A 22,975-nucleotide genomic window follows, 5' to 3' on the forward strand; every position below is an offset into this window, starting at 1 on the left:
GATAACCTTGGGGCATGTCCTCTCCGCGCTGGTCCGCCCCGGTCGCCCATGCCCCGGTGGACGCCACCGTGCCGCTGCCCGGCTCGAAGTCGATGACCAACCGGGCGCTCATCCTGGCCGCGCTCGCGGAGGCGCCCACCTGCATCACCCGGCCCCTCCACAGCCGCGACACCGAGCTGATGGCCGACGCCCTCCGCGCGCTCGGATCGGGCATCGGGGAGGACGCCGCCGACTGGCAGGTGCTGCCGCAGCGCCTGGCGGGCCCGGCGCGGGTCGACGTGGGGCTGGCCGGGACGGTGATGCGGTTCCTGCCGCCGGTCGCCGCCCTGGCGTCCGGTGAGGTGTCCGTCGACGGCGACCCGCGCGCCCGCGAGCGGCCGATGGGCCCCATCATCGCGGCGCTGCGGGCCCTCGGCGCCGAGATCGACGACGGAGGCCGCGACGCGCTCCCCTTCACCGTCCGGGGCTCGGGCTCGGTGGCCGGGGGCGGGGTGACGATCGACGCGTCGGCGTCGTCCCAGCTGGTGTCGGGGCTGCTGCTGTCCGCGCCGCGGTTCGACAAGGGCGTGGAGGTCCGGCACGAGGGGCCGCCGGTGCCGTCGGCGCCGCACCTGGCGATGACCGTCCAGATGCTGCGCGCGGCGGGCGCCGAGGTCGAGACGCGGCACGACGTCTGGCGCGTGGCGCCCGGCCCGCTGCGCGGCGGCGAGGTGGTGATCGAGCCGGACCTGTCGAACGCGGCGCAGTTCCTCGGCGCGGCGCTGGTCACCGGGGGCCGCGTCACCGTCCCGGACTGGCCGGCCGAGACGGCCCAGCCCGGCGACGCGCTGCGCGGGCTGCTCGCCGCGATGGGCGCCGAGGTGACCCGCGGGCCGGACGGCCTGACCGTGCGCGGCGGGGACGGGTTCGGCGGACTGGACGCCGACCTGCACGAGGTCGGGGAGCTGACGCCGGTGCTCGCGGCCCTCGCGGCGCTGGCCGGCTCGCCGTCCCGGCTGACGGGCATCGCGCACCTGCGCGGCCACGAGACCGACCGGCTCGCCGCGCTGGTCGCCGAGATCAACGGCCTGGGCGGCGACGCCCGGGAACTGCCCGACGGGCTGGAGATCCGCCCGCGCCCGCTGCGCGGCGGCGTCTTCCGCACCTACGACGACCACCGGATGGTGATGGCGGCGGCGCTGCTCGGATTGGCCGTTCCCGGCATCGAAGTGGAGAATCCGGGCACCGTCGGCAAGACTCTTCCGAACTTCACCCGGCAGTGGGCGTCGATGCTGGCGCCCGCCTGACAGCAGGGACCGGACCACTGGCACGGAAACACGACTACGACGAGGACGACGTCCGGGTGCGGCCCGGGCGCGGATCGCGGCCGCGCACCCGCCGCCGTCCCGCGCACGAGGACGCCTCGCCCGGGATCGTGACCGCGGTGGACCGCGGCAGGTACCGGTGCCTGGCCGACCCCGGCACCGCCGACGAGCGCGCCGTCACCGCGATGCGGGCCCGCGAGCTCGGCCGCAAGGGCGTCGTCGTGGGCGACCGCGTCGCGCTCGTCGGGGACGTGACCGGCGGCCAGGACACCCTGGCCCGGATCGTGCGGGTCGAGCCGCGCACCTCCGCGCTGCGCCGCACCGCCGACGACACCGACCCGTTCGAGCGGATCATCGTCGCGAACGCCGACAACCTCGTGATCGTGACGGCGCTGGCCGATCCCGAGCCGCGGCCCCGCATGATCGACCGGCAGCTCGTCGCCGCCTACGACGCCGGCATGGCCCCCCTGCTCTGCCTCACCAAGGCCGACCTCGCCTCCCCCGACACCCTGGTCGCCGAGTACGCGCCGCTCGGCGTCCCCTATGTCGTGACCGAGCGCGGCGGCGACCTCGGCGAGCTGCGCGGCCGTCTCACCGGCCGCACGAGCGTGCTCGTCGGCCACTCCGGCGTCGGCAAGTCGACGCTGGTGAACGCCCTGGTCCCCGACGCCGAACGCGCGGTGAGCCACGTCAACGCCGTCACCGGCCGGGGCCGGCACACCTCCTCCTCGGCGCTCGCGCTGGAACTGCCCGGCGGCGACGGCTGGATCATCGACACCCCGGGCGTGCGCAGCTTCGGGCTCGCGCACGTCGACCCGGAGAACGTGCTCGGCGCGTTCGACGACCTCGCCGAGGGCGCCGCCGAACGCTGCCCGCCCCGCTGCGACCACCTCCAGGACGACTGCGGCCTGGACGCCTGGGTCGAGGAGGGCCGCGCCAGCCGGGCGCGGCTGGACTCCCTGCGCCGCCTCCTCGCCGCCCGCGAGGGCGAGCCCGAATAGTCCGCGACACCGCGGATTCCGCCCGCCATAAGGTGATCAAGCGCGACAATGGCCGCATGGAGCGGCGAGCGATGCTCAAGGCGGCGGCCCTCGGCGGACTCGGGGGGCTCGGCGGGCTCGGCGTCGCCGGGTGCTCCGAGGAGCGACCGCCCCCGCGGACGCGCCGGCCCTCGCCGCCGAAGCCGACCGGACCCGCCGACTGGAACGCGCTGGAACGCGGCCTGGACGGGAAGCTGGTGCGCCCGTCCGACGCGTCCTACAAGGAGGCGAGGCGCCTCTACATCCCGCGCTACGACCGGGTCCGCCCCGCAGGGGTCGCCTACTGCGAGACCCCGCAGGACGTCGCGGAATGCGTGGCGTTCGCCGCGGTGAAGCGGGTGCCGGTGGCGGTGCGATGCGGCGGGCACAGCTACGCGGGCTGGTCGACGGGCCCGGGCCTCGTGATCGACGTCTCCCCCATGGACGCCGTGGAACGCGACGGCGACCGCGCGGCCGTCGGGGCCGGGACCCGGTTGATCGACCTGTACGACAAGCTCGCCGGCGACGGTGTGAGCGTCCCGTCCGGGAGCTGCCCCACGGTCGGCGTGGCGGGGCTGACGCTGGGCGGCGGGCTGGGCGTGACGTCCCGCGCCTACGGCCTGTCGTGCGACGCCCTGGAGGCGGTCCAGGTCGTCACGGCGGACGGACGGGTCCTGACCTGCGACGCTCAGCGGAACCCGGATCTGTTCTGGGCGTGCCGGGGCGGAGGCGGCGGCAACTTCGGCGTGGCGGTGTCGTTCACGTTCCGGACCCACGAGACCGGGGACGTGACCCCGTTCAGCATGCGCTGGCCCTGGCGGAAGGCGGCCGGCGTGGTGCGCGGCTGGCAGCGCTGGGCCCCGGAGGCGCCCGGCGAGGTCTGGACGAGCCTGCACCTCGACACCGACCCCGACCAGGGCACTCCCGGCATCGAGGTGACGGGCCTCGCGCTCGCCGGCGCCGACGGCCACATGGGGCGCCTGACGGCCGCGATCGGTACGGACCCCGTCTCGACCACCGCCCAGAGCCGGCCCTACCTGGACGCGATGACGTTCATGGGCGGCTGCGCCGGGCAGTCGGTCGAGCAGTGCCACGGGCAGGGCGCCCTGCCCGGGCAGCGTCCCGGCGGCGCCTTCCCCCGCACGGAGTACTCGGGCAAATCGCACATCGCCTACAGGCCGCTGCCCGACGACGCGATCAGTGCTCTGCTCGACCGGTTCGACAAGGGCAACGACGTCCAGAACCGGTCGGTGCTCATGGACGCGATGGGCGCCGCGATCGCGCGGGCAGGGCCGGGCGACACCGCCTTCCCGCACCGCGAGGGGCTGTTCTGCGTCCAGTACCTCGCGCCCGACGACGCCTGGCTGTCGGCGACGCACACCGCGATGGAGCCCCATCTGGGCGGCGCCGCCTACGTGAACTACACCGACGCCGACCTGAAGGACTGGGCGCACGCCTACTACGGCCCCAACCTGGACCGGCTCAGGAGGGTGAAGGCGGCCCACGACCCCGGACGGCTGTTCCGCTTCCCCCAGGCCGTCTAGCCGCGCGACTCCTCGAACAGGCTGCGCGCCTTGGCCTCGGCCTCGTTCAGCGCCTGCACGTGCCGGGGAGCGAGCTCCTCCACGCACCGGGTCATCTCCTCGGTGACCTGGCTGAACGCGGCCTCCTCCGCGCCCCGCAGCGCGGCCCGGACGGTCGCGGCACGGGCGCCGAGCGCCGACCACTCCAGCTCCAGCCGCGCGACGGCCTCGTCGAACGCCCGGGACGTCTCGGCTCCGGCGTCCTTCAGCTCGTCCGGGACCAGGCCCCGGCCCGCCTTGCGGGCGTGGCCGGACAGGGCCGAGATCCGGCTGGCGAGCGTCAGGCCCTCGCGGGCCAGCGGGAGCACGTCGTGAATCAGGTCGGTGACCGCCTTGGCCAGCTGCTCCACCCGGGTGAGCAGCAGCTGCGTCGCCTCCTCCAGGGCCTTGGAGGAGCGCTCGGCGACGCGTTCGGCGGCGTCCTGCTGCTGCCGGGACAGCGCCGGGACGACGTCGCGGTCGAGCCGGCGCCGCATCTCCCGCCCCTGGGCGCCGCCCCCGGCGGGACCCGCGCGGTCCGTCCAGTCGGCCCAGACCCGCTCGATGCGCTCCTCCCCGGACGCGGCGATCTCCGTGGTGATCTCCTCCATGGCCTCGCCGACGCGGGCCTTGAGGCGTTCCACCCGCCCGTACAGCGCCTCGCGCTTGAACGGGTCGTTGAGCTCGTTGAGCTGCGCCTGCAACCGACGGGAGACGTCGATGGCGTGCTCGGCCAGGGGGACGAGGCGGTCGGCGAGCTCGTCGAGCGTTTCGGCCCGGCGTGGATCGGTCAGCTCGGCCACCCACTCGGGGAGATCGTGCGCCATGGCCCCATGCTGCCACCACCCGCGCCCGGAAGCGGGACATCGCACCCGGCGCGCCGGACCCGGCTGCCCGAAACGCCGGAAAGGCCCGGGTTCGGTGTGTCTGGATGGGCGGTGGTCAGGGTAGCGTGGCTCGCCGTGGCGGGCTATTCCGATGACCTGCGTCTCGCGCATGTGCTGGCGGACGGGGCCGACGACATCACGACCAAGCGTTTCCGCGCCCTCGACCTCGACGTCGAGACCAAGCCGGACCTGACGCCGGTCAGCGACGCCGACCGCAGCGTGGAGGAGCAGATCCGCGGCACGCTGAAGCGGGCCCGCCCGCGCGACGCGGTGCTCGGCGAGGAGTACGGCAGGACCGGGTACGGCAACCGCTGCTGGATCATCGACCCGATCGACGCGACCAAGAACTTCGTGCGCGGCGTCCCGGTGTGGGCCACGCTGATCGCGCTGATGGAGAACGACGAGATCGTCGTCGGGGTGGTGTCGGCGCCCGCGCTGAACCGCCGCTGGTGGGCGGCGCGCGGCGGCGGCGCCTGGACGGGCCGCGGCCTCACCCGCGCGACCCGCATGAGCGTCTCGTCGGTGAGCGGGCTGTCGGACGCGTCGCTGTCGTTCTCCAGCCTGAGCGGCTGGGAGGAGCAGGACCGGCTGCCCCGGTTCCTCGAACTGACCCGCTCGGTGTGGCGGACGCGGGCGTTCGGCGACTTCTGGTCGCACATGATGGTCGCCGAGGGCGCGATCGACATCTCCACCGAGCCCGAGGTGTCCCTGTGGGACCTCGCCGCCCTCCAGGTCATCGTGGAGGAGGCCGGCGGCATGTTCACCGACCTGTCGGGCGTGCCCGGCCCGGACGGCGGCAGCGTCGTGTGCACGAACGGCAGGCTGCACGCGGAGGTCCTCCGCACCCTCGGCGGCGGCCAGCTCTCCCTGCGCATCTGACCGGGGCACATCTGACCGGGGCGCATCCGACCGGGGCGCATCCGCCATGGCGCTCGACAGACTCGCGACATATCGTGGAACAGCGGTCGCCCGCCGGCCGTTCTACAAGTGGGCGGTCCGTCAACGGAGGTGCGAGATGTCGACCCAGACCAAGCTAGTGATCGGCGGAGTCGTCGTCGGCTTCCTGACCCTGTTCGTCTTCCCGTGGTGGCTGAGCGCGCTGATCATCCTCGGCGTCCTCGGCGCGCCGCTCGTGGGGTACATGATGCTCGACACGTCCCAGCGCAAGCGGGTGCGGGCGCAGGGGCGCAAGCGCCTCGGGAGCTGAGTCCCCCGAGGCGGTGAGCCCCGCCCCCGCTAGGGTGCGGGTGTGGCGGAGACACGGGTCGGCGTCGTCGGCGCGGGCATCGTCGGTCTTGCGATCGCGCGCAGGCTGACGCTGGAGCGTCCGGGGCTGGAGGTGACGGTCCTGGACAAGGAGGACCGTGTCGCGGCCCACCAGACGGGCCACAACAGCGGCGTCGCCCACGCGGGCCTCTACTACGCGCCGGGGTCGCTGAAGGCGACCTTGTGCAGGCGCGGCATCGGCATGCTCAAAGAGTTCTGCACGGACCGGAACCTGCCGTACGAGGAATGCGGCAAGCTCGTCGTCGCCCGCGATGCGTCGGAAACGGCCGCGCTGGAGGAGATCGAGCGCCGCGCGGCCGCCAACGGCGTCCCGGGGCTGCGGCGGCTGACCGGCGGCGAGCTGACCGGGATCGAGCCGCACGCCGCGGGCGTGGCGGCCCTGCACTCCCCGACGACGGCGATCGTCGACTTCCCGGCGGTGGCCCGCGCGTTCGCGGCGGACGTGGCGGCCGGCGGCGGCGAGGTCAGGCTCGGCTTCGAGGTCGTGCGGATCGGCCGGGCGGGCGACCGCGTCACGGTCGCCTCCCCGCACGAGGAGCTGACCTTCGACCGGCTCGTGGTCTGCGCGGGCCTCCAGTCCGACCGGGTGGCGCGACTGGCGGGCGACTCCCCCGCCCCGGCGATCGTTCCGTTCCGCGGCGAGTACCACCGCCTCGTCCCGTCCCGGACGGAACTCGTGCGCGGCCTCATCTATCCCGTGCCGGACCCCCGCTACCCGTTCCTCGGCGTGCACTTCACCCGGCGCGTGGACGGCGGCGTGGACATCGGCCCGAACGCCGTCCTGGCCCTCGCCAGGGAGGGCTACCGGCGGCGCGACGTCCGTCCGGCGGACCTGTGGGAGGCGGCCCGCTGGCCCGGCTTCCGCCGCCTGGCGCGGCGGCACTGGCGGACGGGCGCGCGGGAGCTGTACGGCTCGGCGGTCAAGCGGGCGTTCGTCGCCGAGGCGCGCCGATTCGTCCCCGAGCTGACGACCGCCGACGTCGTCCCGGCCCCCGCCGGCGTCCGCGCCCAGGCGGTGGACCCCGACGGCTCGCTGGTGGACGACTTCCGCATAGGACGCCTGGGCCCGATCACCACCATCCGCAACGCCCCCTCCCCGGCGGCGACGTCCTCCCTGGCCATAGCCGAACACATCGTGGACCGCCTGCTCTGATCGCAGTGCCCTCCTTGTTCATTGCAGTGCCCTCCTCCTTCGGGCCTGGCGGCCCTCCATCGTCGGGCACTGCGGCGATCGCTGGCATCGCTCCGGCTCGCCTTGCGGCTCGCTGCGCGATCAGATTCTTGCTTCGCTCGAATCTGCCTTCGGACGCGATCGCGGCCCCCAGGTCGTTGCGGGGTTGCGATCGCGGCCCCAGGCCGTTGCGGGGTTGCGATCGCGGCCCTAGGTCGTTGCGGGGTTGCGATCGCGGCCCCAGGTCGTTGCGGGGTTGCGATCGCGGCCCCCAGGTCGTTGCGGGGTTGCGATCGCGGCCCCCAGGTCGTTGCGGGGTTGCGGCGGTGGCTGAGATCGGCGCGATCGAGGGTGCGGCTGCTTCAGTCCCAGAGCTTGCGGTCGCGGCTGTGGGGGTCGCGGATGGTCTCGTCGCCGGGGCCGTCGAAGACCATCACCGCGCGGCTCGCCGGGTCGAACCGCTCCCAGCCGGGGTCGCCGTCCACGGCGAAGCGGGTCCAGGCGCGGTGCATCCGGTCGGCGAGCGCCTGCGGCGGGTTCGGCCCGGTGAGCCCCTCCTCCTCGGCGGAGAGGTTGTCGAACACGAAGCCGATCTCCAGCGCGTGGCAGGCGCCGAGGTCGTGGTTCGGCGACCGCCAGGCGAACTCGTACATCCAGGTGCGCCCGCCGGAATCGGCGTGCCCGGCGGCGGCGCGGTGCGCGGGGATGCGGAACAGGCTGTCGGTGATGATCGCCGCGAGCAGCTCGCCGGACGCCATGTTCGGGTGGTGGGCCCGGTAGGCCGCGGGCAGCCCGGGCGGGACGCCCATGCCCGCGGCCACGGCGCCGACCAGCTCGTCGTTCAGGCCGGCGGCGATCCCGGTCGGCATCAGGAAGAGCCGGAACTCCTCGGTGGTGTAGCCGATGAGCAGGTCCACGTCCCGCCCGGCGCCGGCGGCGAGGGCGTCCTCGGGGCGGCGGGTGATCAGCTCGCCGTCCAGGACGGGCGTGAGCGCCATGCCGCCCGCGGCCGTGGTGGCGCCCCAGCGGCCGGGGTCGGGCAGCGCCGCGACCTCGGCGGCGACGGCGTTCTGGACGGGAATGATCGCGGCCGGGTCGAGCACGGCGAACGCCTCCGCGGTGGGCTCGACGCCGAGGCGGGCGGCCATCTCCCGCGTGACGAGCAGGGCGTCGGCCGGGTCCTGGGCGATGCTGCCCGCACCGCTCTGCGCGACGGCGCGGTGGAAGAGGCCGAGGTCGAGGGAGAGCAGGGTGGTGACGCTCATCGCGCCCGCCGACTCGCCGAACACGGTGACCCGGGCCGGGTCGCCGCCGAACGCGGCGATGTTGTCGCGGACCCACTCCAGCGCGGCGATCTGGTCGAGCAGCCCGCGGTTGGGCGGGGCGCCGGGCAGGTGCGCGAAGCCCTCGACGCCGAGCCGGTAGTTGATCGTCACGCAGACGACGCCGTCGCGGGCGAAAGTGTGGCCGCTGTAGACGGGGACGGCGCCCGACCCGTTCCGGAACGCGCCGCCGTGGATCCACACCATCACCGGGAGGCCCGCCTCGTCCGGTCCGGCACCGTCCGGGAGGCGGGGTGTCCACACGTTCAGGTTGAGGCAGTCGTCACCCGGAATGGCGGGGTCGGGCAGGAGCGCGGCGAACACCCGGGGGTAGCCGGGCTTGGGCACGGTCGGGCCGTACTCGACGGCGTCACGGACGCCGTCCCACGGCTCGGGCGGGCGCGGGGCCTGGAAGCGGTCCGGTCCGAACGGCGGCGCGGCGTAGGGGATGCCGAGGAAGGCGGTGACGCCGTCCCGTGCCGCGCCCCGGACTCTCCCGCGGGACGTCTGTACGACAGCCGCCATGCCGCGCCTCCGATTCTAGAACGAAATTCGACAACCAGAGCGTACGGGAGACGACACGAGCGCGGAACGCTCAGCCCCCCCCACCCGTAGGCACCCGGGAACCGCGTCGCAGCGGCCTCGGCCCCCACCGCAACCACGCGACGACCTGAGGGACCGCGATCGCGTCCGAAGGCAGATTTGAGCAAAGCAAGAATCTGATCGCGCAGCGAGCCTCAAGGCGAGTCGGATCGATGCCGGCGATCGCCCGCGTTTCCCGACGATGGAGGGCCGCCGGGCCCGAAGGAGGAGGGAAATGCCAACAGACGCGTGAGGTAGTCGCGGGCGAAGGCGCGGATGGCGTCCTCGTCGTCCAGCGCGAGGCCGCCGCCCGGCACGAGGAGCAGCGACACCGCGAGCCGCAGCAGCACCTCGGCCACGGTGCCGTGGTCCTCGGCGACGCCGGGGCGGGCGCGGCGCAGCCGGTCGGCGAGGATGTCGCGGGCCGCGAGCATCACCGCGCCGCCGTTCATGCTGAGCTGCGGGAGGAACGCCTCGGGCTCGCTCTGCAGGACGCGCGTCATCAGCGGGTGGGTGCGGGCGCTGCGCAGGCCGACCGCGAAGCCCTCGACGACGGCGTCCTCCGGGGAGGCGAGGTCCTCGGTGGCCTCGGCGATCGCGGTGAGGAAGCGGCGGCACTCGCGCAGGATCACGGCCTGGAGCAGCTGCTCCTTGTTGGTGAACCGCCGGTAGATCGTGGTGCGCGCGACCCCGGCCCGCCTGGCGACGTCCTCGACGCTGACCCGGCGCAGCCCGTAGGTCTCGAACTCCGCGAGCGCGGCGTCCAAGATGCGGGTGTCGAGCTCGTCGGCGCCGGCGTCCGGCGCCGCCAGCCGGTCCCGCAGCCCCTGCGCGCCGCTCGCGTCCGTGGTCATGACACACCCTAACCGCCGGGCACCCGGCGCCTCGCCGCCGGGTGCGACACAGTTACAATAATCGTCGTTCTGTAGTTCTGCTCCGACCCCCGGCGGTGCACATGACGGACGAGGCCGACGCGCGGACCCCGGCCCCCCTCGGGCCCGGCTCGCTGACCTGGCGGTACTTCGGCGACACCCGGATGCTCCTCGTCGGCCCCCGGGCGGCCGTGCTGCAGAACATGCTCCCCGCGCTCGGCCAGGGCGTCCTGGACCACTCGGTGTTCTTCGCCGAGACGTTCGCGCGGGTCAGGAGGTCCGCCGGCCCGATCCTGGAGACGGTGTACGGCGGGGAGCGGTCCGCCGCGACGGGCCGCAGGGTCCGCGACCACCACCGCGAGATCAAGGGGACGCTGCCGGACGGCTCCCGCTACCACGCACTCGATCCCGAGACCTACTACTGGGCGCACGCGACCTTCCTCGACACCATGCTGTACGGCGTCGAGACCTTCGTCCGGCCGCTCGGCGAGGACGACAGGCGCCGGATCTACGAGGAGTCCAAGACCTGGTTCCGGATGTACGGGGTCAGCGACCGGGCCATGCCGGACGACTGGGATGCCTTCCAGGCGTACTGGAAGCGGATGCTGGACGAGGAGATCGTCCCGCACCGGACCGCCCGGTACGGCGTCGGCTACGTCACCAAGGGGCTGCCCGCGCCGCCGAAGGTGCCGGCGCCGGTGTGGCGGGCGGTGTCGCCGCCGCTGAACGCGGTCGCCCGGTTCATCACGGTCGGCGGCCTGCACCCGCGGATGCGCGAGCTGCTCGACCTGCCGTGGAGCGCCGCCGACGAGCGCCGCCACCGGCGGTTCGCGGCGGCCGTCCGCGCGGCGGGACGGGTGTGGCCGCTGCTGCCCGAGGCCGTCCGCTACCTGCCGCCGGCCCGCCGCGCCTTCCGCAGGGCGCGGCGGACCGGAGCGGTCTAGGACCCCGACCGGATGCGCGCGTCGTAGCCCTTGCGCGCCTCGGGGTCGTACTCCAGGAAGATCTTGTCCAGGCCGAGGCGGCGGGAGGTCGCCTGCCGGACCCGCTCGGGCAGCAGCGCGCCGAGCCGGACCTGCGCGCCGAGCTTCTTCGGCACGACGGCCTGCGGGCGCGGCCTGCCGACCAGCCGGGCGACGGCGGCGGCGATGTCCTCGGGTTCGCAGTTCTTCTGCCCCTTGGGGCTGCGCGTCCCGGCGGTCAGTTCGGTGTTGGTGAAGGTCGGCAGGACGGCGCTGACGTGCACGCCGCGGTCCTGGACCTCCAGCCGGGTCGCCTCGGTGAACCCGACGACGGCGGCCTTGCTGGCGTTGTAGAGCGCGAGGCCGGGGGTGAACATGACGCCGGCGAGCGAGGCGATGTTGATGACGTGGCCCCGGCCGCGCGGCAGCATCCGGTCGAGGGCGAGCTTGGTGCCGAGCATGACGCCGTGCACGTTGATGTCGATGCAGCGGCGGGCGTCGGCGTCGCTCTCGCCGGTGACGGGCCCGATCGGCATGATCCCCGCGTTGTTGACGACGACGTCGAGCGGTCCGGCGGCCTCCTCGGCCTTGTCGAGGAAGGCGGTGAACGACTCGCGGGAGGTGACGTCCAGGGCGAGGCCGGTGACGCCGAGCGACTCGGCGGCCTCCTTGACGGCGGTCTCGTCGATGTCGCCGATGACGACGGTGGCGCCCCTGGCCTTGAGGGCGCGGGCGGTGGCGAGGCCGATCCCCCGCGCGGCCCCGGTGATGGCGACGGCCTTGCTCATGTTCGCTGCTCCAGTCGGTCGAGGCGGACGGGGAGCCCGTCCTTGGGCGAGGGAAGGGACGTGGTGTCCAGGGGCCATTCGTACCGCGCGGGCACGCTCCAGCGGTACCGCAGGAGCATCTGGTGCAGGATCGTCTTGACCTGCATCCCGGCGAAGTGCAGCCCGATGCACTTGTGCGCGCCGCCTCCGAAGGGCGCCCACGCGTACTTGTGGACCTTGTCCTCGCGGCGCTCCGGGGAGAACCGCCCGGGGTCGAACTCGTCGGGATCGGTCCACCAGTCGGCCATGTGGTGGTTGCTGAGCATCGGCACCACGACGGTCGTCCCGGCGGGGACGTGGAAGCCGAGGATGGAGGTGTCCTTGACGACCTTGCGCGGCAGGGCGGGGACGGGCGTGACCATCCGCATCGACTCCTTCATCACCATGTCGATGCCGGTGAAGGCGTCCAGGTCGTCGAAGCCGGGCCGCTCTTTGCCGAGATCGAGCGACCGCTCGCGGAGCCGCTCCTGCCACTCGGGGTACTTGGCCAGGTAGTAGGCCATCGTCGTCAGCGTGATGGTGGTGGTGTCGTGCGCCGCCATCAACGCGAAGATCATGTGGTTGACGACGTCCTCGTCGGTGAACCGCTCGCCGTCGTCGGTCTCGGCCTGGCAGAGCGCCGAGAACAGGTCGCTCCCGCCGCCCTCGCGCTTGGCGGGCAGGTGCCGGTGGAAGAACTCCTCCAGCACCTTGCGGGCCTGCAGGCCCTTGTGCCAGCGCAGCCCGGGGACCGGGAAGCGGACGTAGGCCGTCCCGGCCCGGACGGCGTCGATGAACGCGCCGTTGACCCGCGCGCGCTCGGCGTCGTCGAGTTCGACGCCCATGAAGACGTCCACCGCGAGGTCGAGCGTGAGCTTCTTGAGGTGGTCGTAGACCTTGAAGTCCCGTCCGGGTTCCCACGACTCCACGCCCTTGACGATGCCGGGCGCCATCGCGTCCATGTAGGAGTGCAGCCGGGGACGGGTGAACGCCTGCTGCATGATGCGGCGGTGGTGCAGGTGCTCCTCGAAGTCCAGGAGCATGATGCCGCGGTTGAAGAACGGGCCGATGAAGTAGCTCCACGCGGGCCCGTTCGCGAACGCCTTGTCCCGGTTGACCAGGACGACCTCGGCGGCCTCGGGTCCGTGGACGGTGACCGTCCGCTGGCCGAGCAGCCATCCCCAGGCGACCGGGCCGTACTCGGCGTACCGCTTGCGGGCCACCCCGATCGGGTCGCGCATCACCGCGAGCGTGCTGCCGATGTAGGGGACGCCGGGCACGCCGGGCACCGGTTTCAGGTCGCTGCCCTGCGGCGGCGGCGCGAGAACGCTCGTCATGACCCCTCCGGACGCATGCAACAAATGCGCGAATTCTGTTGCTTTGTTCTAACGCAACGGCCGCCCGTAAGTCCAGACTTATCCGCGGTGACTTGGGCGTCAGCGGGCCTCGCGGGCGGGCTGCGCCTTGAGGAGCCGCCGCCGCGCCGCGTCCGTGAGCGGCCGGTACGCGCCCGCCCTGTCCCGGTAGAAGGCGCGCCCGTCGCCCGCCGCCGGGACGCCCTCGTCCCGCAGCGGCGCCGTCCGCAGCCGCCGTCCCGCCGTGACGGGCACCTCGTCCACGATCCGCACGATGGCGGGCCGCAGCCCCGGCTCCACCCGCAGCAGCGCCTCCGACAGGTCCACCGGCTTGACGGCGTCCTGCGCGCGGCCTCCCCGGGCGGCCCGCAGGCTCACCGCGGCCGCGGCCAGTTCCGTCCCGCCCACCGGGATCCCGTAGACGGCCACGGCGTCGACGTACGGCAGGTCCCCGAGCGCGTCCATGATCGGGCCGGGCGGGACGATGCCGTCGGCCGTGCGGATCAGCTCGGTCTCCCGCCCGAGGAGCCAGAAGTCGCCGCCGTCGTCCCGCCGGAACAGGTCCCCGGTGATCGTCCAGGCGTCCTCGGGCCGGAACACCCCCCGCACGGGGCGGGCCGCCGACCCGATCGCCGACAGCCGCACCCGGGCGAGCAGCATGCCGATCTCGCCGGGCTCGCACGCGACGGCGAACCCGTCCGGTCCCTCGGCGAGCCGCCCGCTCTCCAGGTCGTAGCGGGCCAGGCGCACCTCGGCGCTGCCCGGCAGCGGCCGCCCGAGCGACCCGGGCTTCTTGCCGCTCAGGTTGACCAGCACCGACTCGCCCTCGGTGGAGGCGTAGAACTCCAGCACCCGCGCGGGCGCGAACCGCTGCTCGACCCGCCGCCACAGGTTGCGCGGCATGCCCGACCCGATGAACAGCCGGACGGCGTGGTGCCGCTCCGCCGGGTTCGGCGGGGCGTTGACGAGCTCGCGCAGGAGCGTCCAGGTGTAGGAGGCGACGGTCACGCCGTAGCGCCGCGCCTCGTCCCAGAACGTCTCCGGGTCGTACGCGCTGGCCAGTGCCAGCCGCGCGTCACCCGCCACGGCTCCTCCCAGGCTCATCAGCAGCGCGGACGGATGCTGGAGCGGCGTGAGGCTGTAGACGGTGTCGGACGAGGACAGGGAGGCCGAGGACGCCGTCCCGAACGCCGACAGGGCCCACCGCCGGTTGGTGATGCGGCTGGCGCGCAGCTGGTCCCCGTCGCCGCGGAAGACCACGAACGCGAGGTCGCCGGCCCGGCCCGGGTTGGGCCGGTACCAGCCGGGCAGGTCGACCCGGTCCGGGTCGATGGCCTCCATGTCCATCAGCGGACCGCGCTCGCCGCGTCCCGCACCGCCCAGCAGGAAGCCGGGCACGTCCGCCAGCTTCGCGGCCGCCGCGGCGTGCTCGGGGTCGGCGATGACCCGCGTGACCTGGCCGAGCCGGGCCTCGGCGGCCGGGTCGCCGTCGGGCCGCAGCAGCACCGCGACGGCGCCGAGCCGGTTGAGCGCGGCGACGAGCGCGAGCGCGGTCGGCCGGGTGCCCATCAGCACCCCGACCGCGTCGCCGCGCCGCACCCCGATGTCGATCAGGCCGCGGACCACGGCGTCGATGCGGCGCCTGGCGGCGTCGTGGGTGTGCCCGCGCCCCTGGTACAGGAAGAAGACCTCGTCCGGCATGCGGTGGGCCTGCTCGTCCAGCAGCAGCCCCATGGACATGCGGGTGTCGGACTGGATGCGCTCCAGCCGGGCCAGGCGCGGCAGGTTCTGCGCGGCCTCCCCGCCGAGCTGGCGGGTCCCGTGCACGGCCCGCGACGCGGTCCGGTACGCCGACCGGGCGGCGCTCGCGCCGATGCCCATGGCGAGCTGGAGCCCGTACCCGGCGGGGCCGCCCGGCAGCCCGCCGGGCGCGGCCTCCTCGTCCCCGGCGACGGGCACGACGATCTCGGGCAGCTCCTCCTCGCCGTCCCGCCAGCGCGCCCACCCGGCGACGGCCGGCCAGGTCCGGGCGATGGCGAGGCTGCCGACGACGAGCCCGAAGTGCCCGGCGCGCAGGGACGCCTCGTACACCTCGGCGCGCGGGGCGGCCCGCCTGATCCCGCGCACCATCGGCGGCGCCGCGATCTCGTCCACCTCCCCGAGGAACGTCAGGACGGGGCAGGTGATGTCGGCGAGCGTGACGAGCCGGTCGCCGATGAGGAACCCGCCGGTCAGCATGCGGTTGTGCTGGATGAACTGGCGGATGAACTCCGCCAGCGCGGGCCCGGGCCACGACACCCAGCCCTCCCGCTCCAGGAACCGGCGCTGGCGCTCCCGGGGCGCGAGCCGCTCCCGGTCGTGCAGCTGGAGGATGAAGTCGACCCGCGAGCGCACCGACTTCACGGGGCTGAGGAGCTGGAACCCGAGCCGGGTGACCCAGCCCGGCACCGCGAACCCGCCGAGCAGGGCGTCGGGTATGCGCTCGACCCCTTCGGACGCCAGCCAGCTGGGCAGCCCGAACGGCAGCCCGACGCTGGTGTCGGCCGGGCTCCCGAACGTCACCACGGACTCGATGCCCTCGCTGCGCCGGTACGCGGCGGCCTGGTAGACGAACATGCCGCCCTGCGAGTACCCGGCGAGGTGGACGTCCCGCCCGGTGGCCTCCCGGATCCGGTCCACCGCGTCGCTGACGGCCAGCACGTGGTCGCTGACCGTCCGCTCCAGCCCGCCGGGCTCGCGCTCGGGCGCTCCGAAGTCCACCACCCACGGGTCGACGCCGAGGTCGCGCAGCACCCGCACCGCGCTCACCCGCGAGGAGATGTCGTACACCTCCGCGGTGATCATCAGCGGCGGGACGAGCAGCACGACCGGCCCGCCGCCCGCGCCGGGAAAGTAGTGCCGCAGCCGGTAGACGCGCTGCTCGGTCACCACGTCGCAGGGCGAGGCGTCCTCGTCGGTGTCGAAGCCGCCGAAACGGGCGACCTCCAGGGCGTTCTGGGCGGTAGAGCCCAGGCGGGAGCCGACCTTAAGGAGCGGAGCGACACGGGGGGCGAGGGGGGCCGCCCCCCCTCGAACCGCACGGAGCAGCGTTCTGGCAACAGCCGGCATCATGGCCCTCTCACAGCGTCAACGCCATGTTGTCCTGTCTCCACCGGCTTTAGCAATCAGCTGATGATCCGCGCGCCCTCCATGTGGCCGCCCTGCAGCCTCTCCCACATGTACCTGCGGCGGGGCTTGCCGCTGGAGGTGCGCTGGATCAGCCCGGCGCCGACGACGATCGTGAGCTCCACGTCGTCCCCGAGCCGCCGCCGCAGCATCTCGCGCACCCCGCCGATCCAGGTCTCGTCCTGCGTCTCGGCGAACAGCGCGAGCCCCTTGCGCCCGGCGCCGGGGACGCCGACCACGACGATGCGGCCCTTCCCGAGCCCGCTCACCTCGGCGATCTTGGATTCGAGGTCCTCGACGTAGACCGAGCGCCCGCGCACCTTGATGCTGTCGCCCATCCGCCCGAGGACGAACAGCTGCCCCTCGTGGAAGAACCCGGCGTCGCCGGTGTAGACCTTCCCGTCCACGAACCGGGTCGACTTGGCCTCGGCCCCCGCGAAGTACCCCGGGCACGCCGACGGTCCTCCCACGACGATCTCGCCGAGGAGCCCGCTCTCCAGCTCGCGCCCCTCGTCGTCGACGATGGTGACGGGCACGTCGTCCTCGGGCGTCCCGCACCCGACGACCCAGCCCGCCTTGGCGCCGAGGGACTCGGGCCCGAGCCGGTGCTGCGCCAGGATCCGGACGGGCTGCCCGAACGCCAGCGCCTCCGGGTCGGGCCGGATCGCCAGGGGGTTGCGCGGGGCGTCGTCCATGGTGACGAGCAGGGTCGTCTCGGCCATCCCGTAAGCGGGTTTGAACATCGTCCGGGAGAACCCGAACGGCTCCACGAGCTGCGCGAACACCTCCAGCGCGTGCGGGTCGATGGGCTCGGCGCCGATCAGCGCCATCTTCCAGCCCGACAGGTCGAGGCCCTCCAGCTGCTCGGGCTTGACCCGCCGCGCGCAGTAGGCGTAGGCGAACGGAGGCGCCGCCGTGTGCGCCGCCTCCGCGAAGCACCGGAGCCACCGTGCCGGGTCGCGGATGAAGTGGTCGGGCCGCATCAGCTTCAGCATCCCCTGCCGCGCGATGGGGGTGACGAAGCAGCCGATGAGCCCCATGTCGTGGTAGAGCGGCAGCCAGGAGGCCACCACGTCCCCGTCCTCGTACCCGGCCATGCGCGCGATCAGCTCGCTGTTGGCCTCCAGGTTCTCCCAGGTGACCATGACGCCGCGGGGCGACCCGCTGGACCCGGAGGTGAACTGGAGCAGGGCGAGCTCACCCGCGGGCTGGACCTCGATCTCCTCGGCGGCCTGCCGGGGGCGCCAGGGCTCCCCGTCCAGCCCGGCGTCGGCCATGGCCCGCCGCGCGTAGTCGGCCAGCCCGTCGGAGGCGACGACCAGCGCCGGCGACGCCTGCCGCAGGATCGCCGCCACGTGCGCGACGTAGTCGTCGCCGTCCTGGAACAGCGGCGGAGTGATCAGGCACACCGTGGCCCCCGCGGCCCAGACCGCGTAGTACGTCTCGACGCAGGTGAAGTCCGTGGGCAGGACCAGGCACACGACGTCGCCCGGCCGGACGCCCTCCTCGACCAGCGCTCCCGCGGTGCGTCGCGCGGCCGACGCCAGCTCACCGTAGTCGCGGAACTCCCAGCCGCCGTCGTCGGCCGCCAGATGGACGCCGCGTCCGGTGTTCGGCTTGTCCAGCCAGTCGCGCAGCGCAGATGGCATCGTGTCCCCTTCACAGGAAAGGCTCGCGCCCGTACATAACTCGCGGGTAACTTCACCAGGGCTGCGCGACCCCGTCAACCGGTTCGATCAGCCAAAGAGACCGCCCGGTCATTTGGAGGCGTCCCACAAGCCCGTCACCCGGGGGCGGACGCCTTCCGAGCCCCCACCGCCCGCACCAGGAGCCGCCACCCGACCAGCGCGACCCCGAGGAACACGGAAGCCACGATCACGAACGCAAGGGCGGTCCCCTGCCCGCCCAGGACCCGCAGCACCATCCCCACGGCCACGGTGGAGACCCAGACCCCGACACCGACGGGCAGGATCCCTTCAGGCCGCCGCCAGGCCCGGAGAAGCCCCCACCCGACACCAAGCCCCGCGAGAAACGGCCAGGCAGTGGTCAAGAACCCGCCCAAACTGGCCGCCTCCTCATGCGAAGCCCGTCCGACAGCGACGAACACGAGCACACAGAGAACGTCGACGACCCCACCCAAGACCTTCCGCACCCCTCAAGGCTAAGCGCCGGCGTCCGAGCCGCCGCCGCCGGGGAACGGCCGCGTCATGGTCGGGCACCTATGGTGCGGCCGCGCTCTCGGGGACGCCGGCGCCCGCCCATCCACCGGTGGCCGACCGGGAACGGAGAGGGCCGGCTCGGGTGGCGCGCGGGAGGGGCAATCCCGTGTGACGCGGGCCATATGGCCGCGCCTGTTACGGGGGCCGGTCCGTCGGTGTCTCGTGTTCGACAGCATGACTTCGAAGGATGGGAAAGACATCATGAGCAAGGTCTGGTTCGTCACCGGTTCGTCGCGCGGTCTGGGCCGCAGCTTCGTTGAGGCCGCTCTGGCGCGCGGCGACAAGGTGGCCGCGACCGCTCGGGACACCGCAAGCCTGGACGAGCTGGTCGCCGCCTACGGCGAGGCGGTGCTCCCGCTCGCGCTGGACGTGACCGACAGGGCCGCCGCCTTCGCGGGCGTGCGGCGGGCCGCCGAGCACTTCGGCCGTCTCGACGTCATCGTGAACAACGCCGGTTACGCGCAGGTCGGCGCGATCGAGGAGCTGACCGAGCAGGAACTGCGCGACCAGATGGAGACCAACCTGTTCGGCGCGGTGTGGATCGTGCAGGCCGCGCTGCCCTACCTGCGAGAGCAGGGGCGGGGGCACATCATCCAGTTGTCATCGGCCGCCGGTCTCATCGCGATGCCGCTCGGCGGCGCGTACCACGCCTCCAAGTGGGCGCTGGAGGGCCTGAACGAAGCCCTTGCCCGCGAGGTCGCCGACTTCGGCATCAAGGTGACCGTGATCGAGCCCGGCGGGTTCGCCACCCGGTCCGGCAAGAACCCCGACCCCCTCGACAACGGCCACATGGCCGAGGCCGCCCCCGCCTACGCTCCGCTGCGCCGACGCCTCGCCGAGGTCACCGGCAAGCAGCCCGCCGGCGACCCGGCCGCCGCCGCCCAGACCCTTCTGAAGATCGTCGACTCCGACGAACCGCCCCTGCGGGTGCTGTTCGGCCAGGGCTTCTACCCGATGATCCAGCAGGCCTACGCCGAGCGGCTCAAGGTCTGGGACGAAGGACAGGACCTGTCGGCCGAGGCCCACGGCAACCTCGATCAGAAGACCCGGTAACCCGTCCGAGCACCACCCCCTGAGCCGCGTCGTTCCCGTGGCCCAGGGGCGGGCTCTGGCGAAGAGCCCGAAACCGGAGAGGACCGAGGACCGAAGCGGAGAGGACCGAGGGGCGAAGCCCCAAGGGACCGAGGGGGGTCTAGGGGCGAAGCCCCAGGGGCGGGCGGGTGGGGGATGGCGGCGGCACAGGGGGCTCCGGGGGATCGTCCCCCGGGCAAAGCGAAGGGTCCCCCTGGGGAAGCCGCAAAGCGGCGACCAGGGGGACCCTAGGACCAGTAGCGGGGGCAGGATTTGAACCTGCGACCTCTGGGTTATGAGCCCAGCGAGCTACCGAACTGCTCCACCCCGCGGCGATGTCTTAACTGTATGGGGTGGGGGTGGGTTAGGCAAACGGGTTCGGGTGGGGGTTGGAGGCGGCGGTGAGGTCGGTGGTGAAGGTGTCGTGGTCGGGGGTGGGCGGGGATGTTGCAGCCGCGGCTGGGTCTCACTCCCGGCGACGGGCGTCAGGGGGCCGAAGAACCGGCCGTAGGTCCCCGCCTTGAGCCGGGCCGTCAGAGGGGGGCGAAGACCCCGCTCTCCTCATAGGCCGAGACGGTCGCGGTGCTGACGTCGTAGTACCAGAGGTGCATGCGCAGGCGTCCGCTGCGCAGGCTCCTGGTCACCGCCGGGTAGCGGCGCAGCTTGTCCGCCTGGGCGAGCAGATGCAGGTGCCCGGGATCCGCGCCGGGGTTCGCTTCGGGGGCGTTCAGCCGGCGCCAGTGGTGGGTCTGCAGCAGCCACAGCCACATCGTCGGCGCGGTCCGCGGGGCCTGTGAGCGGGTCCGGGCCTGGACGGCGCCGCACTGGCTGTGGCCGCACAGGATCATGTCGGTGATGCGCAGCACGTTGACGGCGTACTCCACCGTCGCGGCCTCGGCGGTGAGCCGTCCGATCCGGTGCGGCGGGATGACGTTGCCGGCGGTGCGCAGTTCGAACAGTTCGCCCGGCCGGGCACCGGTCAGCTCGGTCGGCACGAGACGGGCGTCGGAGCAGGCGATGAACATCGCCCGCGGCGCCGGGGTCGGCGCGCCGCCGGTCCGGTGACCGGCCTGGCGCTGCGGGGCGAGGCGGGCATGGTCGATGAGAGGTTGCATGGGGGAGCAGGTCCTTCGCTTCCGGTGACGAACCAGACGGGGTCAGGTGCGGGTACGCGGAACTCACACGCGTTCGACCGCGCGCTCGTCCACGTGGGCGTCCGGTATCAGCAGCGCAGGATCTGCGATCGGTTGCGGGACGGCGCCGCGGGGCCCCTGGCCGTCGAGGGTCTGCCGGCGCCGGCCGCCGGGCGTCTGGTCACGGCGGTCACGGCGGGAGCGGCCACGCCGGGCGGGAAGTGCGCGGCGCCTCCGAAGTAGGAGCCGTGGTCGGCCTCGCAGTGCTCGACGGACGGCTGGGAGAGGGCTTCCGCGCCGTGGGTGAACGAATCCGTGCAGGACACCGAGGCGGCCGGCCGGTCGGCTTTAGCGATGTACGCCGCGCTGCCGCGATGGCCGCTGGAGTGGCTCACCCCGTGCAGCAACAGCACCAAGGGGATCGCCGCCAACACCCATGCGCGCATCATCCGTGCACGCGGCTCGCCTGCCTCGGTCGCACGCTTTCCCACATGTCGAAGGTTACCCATAGTAATGATCGGATACTAGCTGTGACGGGCATGCGGGTCTGCCTCCCCACGGCCGCGGGCCCGCACCACTCGGGTGCGGGCCCGCGGCCACCGACCCCGTCAGGGCCCGAGCGGCGCCTATTGCATGTGCGGGTAGCGGTAGTCGGTCGGCGGGACGAACGTCTCCTTGATCGAGCGGGGGGACGTCCAGCGCAGCAGGTTGAACACCGAGCCGGCCTTGTCGTTGGTGCCGGAGGCCCGCGCGCCGCCGAACGGCTGCTGCCCGACGACGGCGCCGGTGGGCTTGTCGTTGATGTAGAAGTTGCCGGCCGCGTACCGGAGCACCTCGGCGGTGCGCGCCGCCGCGGCCCGGTCGGTGGCGATGACGGCGCCGGTCAGGGCGTAGTCGGCGACCGACTCCATCTGGGCGAGCATCTCGTCGTACCTCGCGTCCTCGTACACGTGGACGCCGAGGACCGGCCCGAAGTACTCGGTCCGGAAGATCTCGTTCTCGGGGTCGCCGGACACGAGCACGGTGGGCCGCACGAAGTACCCGACGGAGTCGTCGCAGGTCCCGCCGGCGACGATCTCGACGTCCGGGTCGGCCTCGGCGCGCTCGATCGCGGCCTTGTTCTTGGCGAAGGCCCGCTCGTCGATCACCGCGCCCATGAAGTTGGACAGGTCGGCGACGTCGCCCATGGTGAGGCCGTCGACCTCGGCGGCCAGCGCCTCCTTGAACCCGTCCTCCCAGATGGAGCGCGGGATGTAGGCGCGGGACGCGGCGGAGCACTTCTGGCCCTGGTACTCGAAGGCGCCGCGGACGAGCGCCGTCTTCAGCACGGCCGGGTCTGCGGACGGGTGCGCGACGACGAAGTCCTTGCCGCCCGTCTCCCCCACGACCCGCGGGTAGCTCCGGTACTTCTCGATGTTGGCGCCGACCGTCTTCCACAGGTGCTGGAACGTCGCGGTGGAGCCGGTGAAGTGGATCCCGGCGAGGTCGGGGTGCCGGAGCGCCACGTCCGACACCGCGAGCCCGTCGCCGGTCACCAGGTTGATGACGCCCGGCGGGAGCCCGGCCTCCTCCAGCAGCCTCATGAGGAGCACGGCGGAGTAGGTCTGCGTGGGCGACGGCTTCCACACCACGACGTTGCCCATGAGCGCGGGCGCGGTGGGCAGGTTCGCGGCGATCGCGGTGAAGTTGAACGGGGTGATCGCGTAGACGAACCCCTCCAGCGGCCGGTGGTCCGACCGGTTCCACACGCCGGGGCCGCTGATCGGCTGCTCGGCGAGGATCCGCCGCGCGAAGTGCACGTTGAAGCGCCAGAAGTCGACGAGCTCGCACGGGCTGTCGATCTCCGCCTGCTGGACGGTCTTGGACTGCCCGAGCATCGTCGCGGCCAGCAGCGTCTCCCGCCACGGCCCGGCGAGCAGGTCGGCGGCCCGCAGGAAGATCGCGGCCCGGTCGTCGAAGGCCATCGACCGCCACGCGGGCGCGGCCTCCAGCGCCGCGGCGACGGCGTCCCGCGCGTCCTCCTCGGTGGCGGTGCCGAACGTGCCGAGCACCGAAGCGTGCCGGTGCGGCTGGACGACGGCGACCTTGGCGCCCGCCCCGAGCCGCCGCTCGCCCCCGATCGTCATGGGCAGGTCGATCGGGGACTCGGCGGTCAGCTCGGCGAGCTTCGCCTCCAGCCGGGCCCGCTCGGCGCTGCCGGGCGCATAGCCGCGCACCGGCTCGTTCGCCGGCGTCGGAACGTTGGTGACGGCGTCCAT

The 22,975-nt window shown here is 73.4% G+C and carries 19 protein-coding genes and 1 tRNA gene; 8 read left to right on the plus strand and 12 right to left on the minus strand.

What is annotated here, in order from left to right; translation table 11 throughout:
* Positions 1–14 precede the first annotated feature (14 nt).
* From aroA to CHC11_RS25840, 3 genes are read left to right on the plus strand one after another with little or no spacing between them, the layout of a single operon-like run.
* Positions 15–1,286, plus strand: coding sequence for a 3-phosphoshikimate 1-carboxyvinyltransferase (gene aroA, locus CHC11_RS25830; protein ID WP_089314398.1), 1,272 nt, complete (start codon positions 15–17; stop codon positions 1,284–1,286).
* 17 nt (positions 1,287–1,303) lie between these two features.
* On the plus strand, positions 1,304–2,305 hold the full coding sequence (rsgA, locus tag CHC11_RS25835; protein ID WP_089314529.1) for a ribosome small subunit-dependent GTPase A: 1,002 nt from the start codon (positions 1,304–1,306) through the stop codon (positions 2,303–2,305).
* Positions 2,306–2,361: 56 nt separating this feature from the next.
* Positions 2,362–3,867 carry an FAD-binding oxidoreductase gene (locus CHC11_RS25840; protein ID WP_089314399.1) on the plus strand — a complete coding sequence of 502 codons (1,506 nt, stop codon included), beginning with the start codon at positions 2,362–2,364 and terminating at the stop codon, positions 3,865–3,867.
* On the opposite strand, the gene CHC11_RS25845 is transcribed toward CHC11_RS25840, so the two are convergent.
* A complete protein-coding gene (locus tag CHC11_RS25845) occupies positions 3,864–4,712 on the minus strand; it encodes a hypothetical protein (RefSeq protein ID WP_089314400.1) in 849 nt (282 codons plus the stop codon). The genes CHC11_RS25840 and CHC11_RS25845 overlap by 4 nt on opposite strands.
* Positions 4,713–4,847: 135 nt before the next feature.
* On the opposite strand from CHC11_RS25845, the gene hisN reads away from it, so the two are divergent.
* From hisN to lhgO, 3 genes are all read left to right on the plus strand, one after another.
* Positions 4,848–5,651, plus strand: coding sequence for a histidinol-phosphatase (gene hisN, locus CHC11_RS25850; protein ID WP_089314530.1), 804 nt, complete (start codon positions 4,848–4,850; stop codon positions 5,649–5,651).
* Between the two features lie 136 nt (positions 5,652–5,787).
* The gene (locus CHC11_RS25855; protein WP_089314401.1) at positions 5,788–5,979 is read left to right on the plus strand and encodes a hypothetical protein; all 192 of its coding nucleotides are present in this window, start codon (positions 5,788–5,790) and stop codon (positions 5,977–5,979) included.
* Between the two features lie 42 nt (positions 5,980–6,021).
* On the plus strand, positions 6,022–7,212 hold the full coding sequence (gene lhgO / locus CHC11_RS25860; protein WP_089314402.1) for an L-2-hydroxyglutarate oxidase: 1,191 nt from the start codon (positions 6,022–6,024) through the stop codon (positions 7,210–7,212).
* Positions 7,213–7,592: 380 nt separating this feature from the next.
* On the opposite strand, the gene CHC11_RS25865 is transcribed toward lhgO, so the two are convergent.
* A complete protein-coding gene (locus CHC11_RS25865; protein ID WP_089314403.1) occupies positions 7,593–9,077 on the minus strand; it encodes a carboxylesterase/lipase family protein in 1,485 nt (494 codons plus the stop codon).
* A 212-nt stretch (positions 9,078–9,289) separates the two neighbouring features.
* Positions 9,290–9,988 (minus strand): TetR/AcrR family transcriptional regulator, encoded by a 699-nt coding sequence (locus CHC11_RS25870; protein ID WP_089314404.1) that lies wholly within the window; start codon positions 9,986–9,988, stop codon positions 9,290–9,292.
* A 101-nt stretch (positions 9,989–10,089) separates the two neighbouring features.
* Between CHC11_RS25870 and CHC11_RS25875 the strand changes: the two genes are divergently transcribed.
* Positions 10,090–10,950, plus strand: coding sequence for an oxygenase MpaB family protein (locus CHC11_RS25875; RefSeq protein ID WP_089314405.1), 861 nt, complete (start codon positions 10,090–10,092; stop codon positions 10,948–10,950).
* Here CHC11_RS25875 and CHC11_RS25880 read toward each other — a convergent pair.
* From CHC11_RS25880 to CHC11_RS25900, 5 genes are all read right to left on the minus strand, one after another.
* The gene (locus CHC11_RS25880; protein ID WP_089314406.1) at positions 10,947–11,756 is read right to left on the minus strand and encodes an SDR family oxidoreductase; all 810 of its coding nucleotides are present in this window, start codon (positions 11,754–11,756) and stop codon (positions 10,947–10,949) included. The two genes, CHC11_RS25875 and CHC11_RS25880, sit on opposite strands and share 4 nt — an antisense overlap.
* Positions 11,753–13,111 carry a cytochrome P450 gene (locus tag CHC11_RS25885; RefSeq protein WP_089314407.1) on the minus strand — a complete coding sequence of 453 codons (1,359 nt, stop codon included), beginning with the start codon at positions 13,109–13,111 and terminating at the stop codon, positions 11,753–11,755. Before CHC11_RS25885 ends, CHC11_RS25880 begins: the two co-directional genes overlap by 4 nt.
* A 99-nt stretch (positions 13,112–13,210) precedes the next feature.
* Positions 13,211–16,240 (minus strand): AMP-binding protein, encoded by a 3,030-nt coding sequence (locus CHC11_RS25890; protein ID WP_245919763.1) that lies wholly within the window; start codon positions 16,238–16,240, stop codon positions 13,211–13,213.
* Between the two features lie 53 nt (positions 16,241–16,293).
* Positions 16,294–17,943: an AMP-binding protein gene (locus CHC11_RS25895; RefSeq protein ID WP_089314408.1), complete on the minus strand. Its 1,650-nt coding sequence runs from the start codon at positions 17,941–17,943 to the stop codon at positions 16,294–16,296.
* A gap of 134 nt (positions 17,944–18,077) precedes the next feature.
* Positions 18,078–18,446 carry a DUF3054 domain-containing protein gene (locus CHC11_RS25900; protein ID WP_089314409.1) on the minus strand — a complete coding sequence of 123 codons (369 nt, stop codon included), beginning with the start codon at positions 18,444–18,446 and terminating at the stop codon, positions 18,078–18,080.
* Between the two features lie 268 nt (positions 18,447–18,714).
* On the opposite strand from CHC11_RS25900, the gene CHC11_RS25905 reads away from it, so the two are divergent.
* Positions 18,715–19,566 carry an SDR family NAD(P)-dependent oxidoreductase gene (locus tag CHC11_RS25905; protein ID WP_089314410.1) on the plus strand — a complete coding sequence of 284 codons (852 nt, stop codon included), beginning with the start codon at positions 18,715–18,717 and terminating at the stop codon, positions 19,564–19,566.
* Positions 19,567–19,842: 276 nt separating this feature from the next.
* Here the strand turns inward: CHC11_RS25905 and CHC11_RS25910 are convergent.
* The 4 genes from CHC11_RS25910 to pruA form a co-directional block, all read right to left on the minus strand.
* Positions 19,843–19,916, minus strand: a tRNA-Met gene (locus tag CHC11_RS25910).
* A 201-nt stretch (positions 19,917–20,117) separates the two neighbouring features.
* Positions 20,118–20,699, minus strand: a complete 582-nt coding sequence (locus CHC11_RS25915; RefSeq protein WP_089314411.1) for a carbonic anhydrase — start codon at positions 20,697–20,699, stop codon at positions 20,118–20,120.
* A 107-nt stretch (positions 20,700–20,806) separates the two neighbouring features.
* Entirely contained in the window at positions 20,807–21,208 is a 402-nt protein-coding gene (locus tag CHC11_RS25920) for a hypothetical protein (protein WP_143227322.1), read from the minus strand.
* A 135-nt stretch (positions 21,209–21,343) separates the two neighbouring features.
* On the minus strand, positions 21,344–22,975 hold the full coding sequence (gene pruA / locus CHC11_RS25925; protein ID WP_089314413.1) for an L-glutamate gamma-semialdehyde dehydrogenase: 1,632 nt from the start codon (positions 22,973–22,975) through the stop codon (positions 21,344–21,346).

The sequence above is a fragment of the Actinomadura mexicana genome, from assembly GCF_900188105.1.
Taxonomy (GTDB): Bacteria; Actinomycetota; Actinomycetes; order Streptosporangiales; family Streptosporangiaceae; genus Spirillospora; species Spirillospora mexicana.

What these genes read in the sequence shown, in the direction of transcription:
- CHC11_RS25865 (WP_089314403.1), bottom strand. Translation starts at nt 9,077, where the DNA reads ATGGCGGCTGTCGTACAGACGTCCCGCGGGAGAGTCCGGGGCGCGGCA.
- CHC11_RS25845 (WP_089314400.1), bottom strand. Translation starts at nt 4,712, where the DNA reads ATGGCGCACGATCTCCCCGAGTGGGTGGCCGAGCTGACCGATCCACGC.
- CHC11_RS25855 (WP_089314401.1), top strand. Translation starts at nt 5,788, where the DNA reads ATGTCGACCCAGACCAAGCTAGTGATCGGCGGAGTCGTCGTCGGCTTC.
- CHC11_RS25895 (WP_089314408.1), bottom strand. Translation starts at nt 17,943, where the DNA reads ATGCCATCTGCGCTGCGCGACTGGCTGGACAAGCCGAACACCGGACGC.
- CHC11_RS25915 (WP_089314411.1), bottom strand. Translation starts at nt 20,699, where the DNA reads ATGCAACCTCTCATCGACCATGCCCGCCTCGCCCCGCAGCGCCAGGCC.
- CHC11_RS25885 (WP_089314407.1), bottom strand. Translation starts at nt 13,111, where the DNA reads ATGACGAGCGTTCTCGCGCCGCCGCCGCAGGGCAGCGACCTGAAACCG.
- pruA (WP_089314413.1), bottom strand. Translation starts at nt 22,975, where the DNA reads ATGGACGCCGTCACCAACGTTCCGACGCCGGCGAACGAGCCGGTGCGC.
- CHC11_RS25840 (WP_089314399.1), top strand. Translation starts at nt 2,362, where the DNA reads ATGGAGCGGCGAGCGATGCTCAAGGCGGCGGCCCTCGGCGGACTCGGG.
- CHC11_RS25890 (WP_245919763.1), bottom strand. Translation starts at nt 16,240, where the DNA reads ATGATGCCGGCTGTTGCCAGAACGCTGCTCCGTGCGGTTCGAGGGGGG.
- CHC11_RS25870 (WP_089314404.1), bottom strand. Translation starts at nt 9,988, where the DNA reads ATGACCACGGACGCGAGCGGCGCGCAGGGGCTGCGGGACCGGCTGGCG.
- CHC11_RS25905 (WP_089314410.1), top strand. Translation starts at nt 18,715, where the DNA reads ATGAGCAAGGTCTGGTTCGTCACCGGTTCGTCGCGCGGTCTGGGCCGC.
- CHC11_RS25880 (WP_089314406.1), bottom strand. Translation starts at nt 11,756, where the DNA reads ATGAGCAAGGCCGTCGCCATCACCGGGGCCGCGCGGGGGATCGGCCTC.
- CHC11_RS25875 (WP_089314405.1), top strand. Translation starts at nt 10,090, where the DNA reads ATGACGGACGAGGCCGACGCGCGGACCCCGGCCCCCCTCGGGCCCGGC.
- aroA (WP_089314398.1), top strand. Translation starts at nt 15, where the DNA reads ATGTCCTCTCCGCGCTGGTCCGCCCCGGTCGCCCATGCCCCGGTGGAC.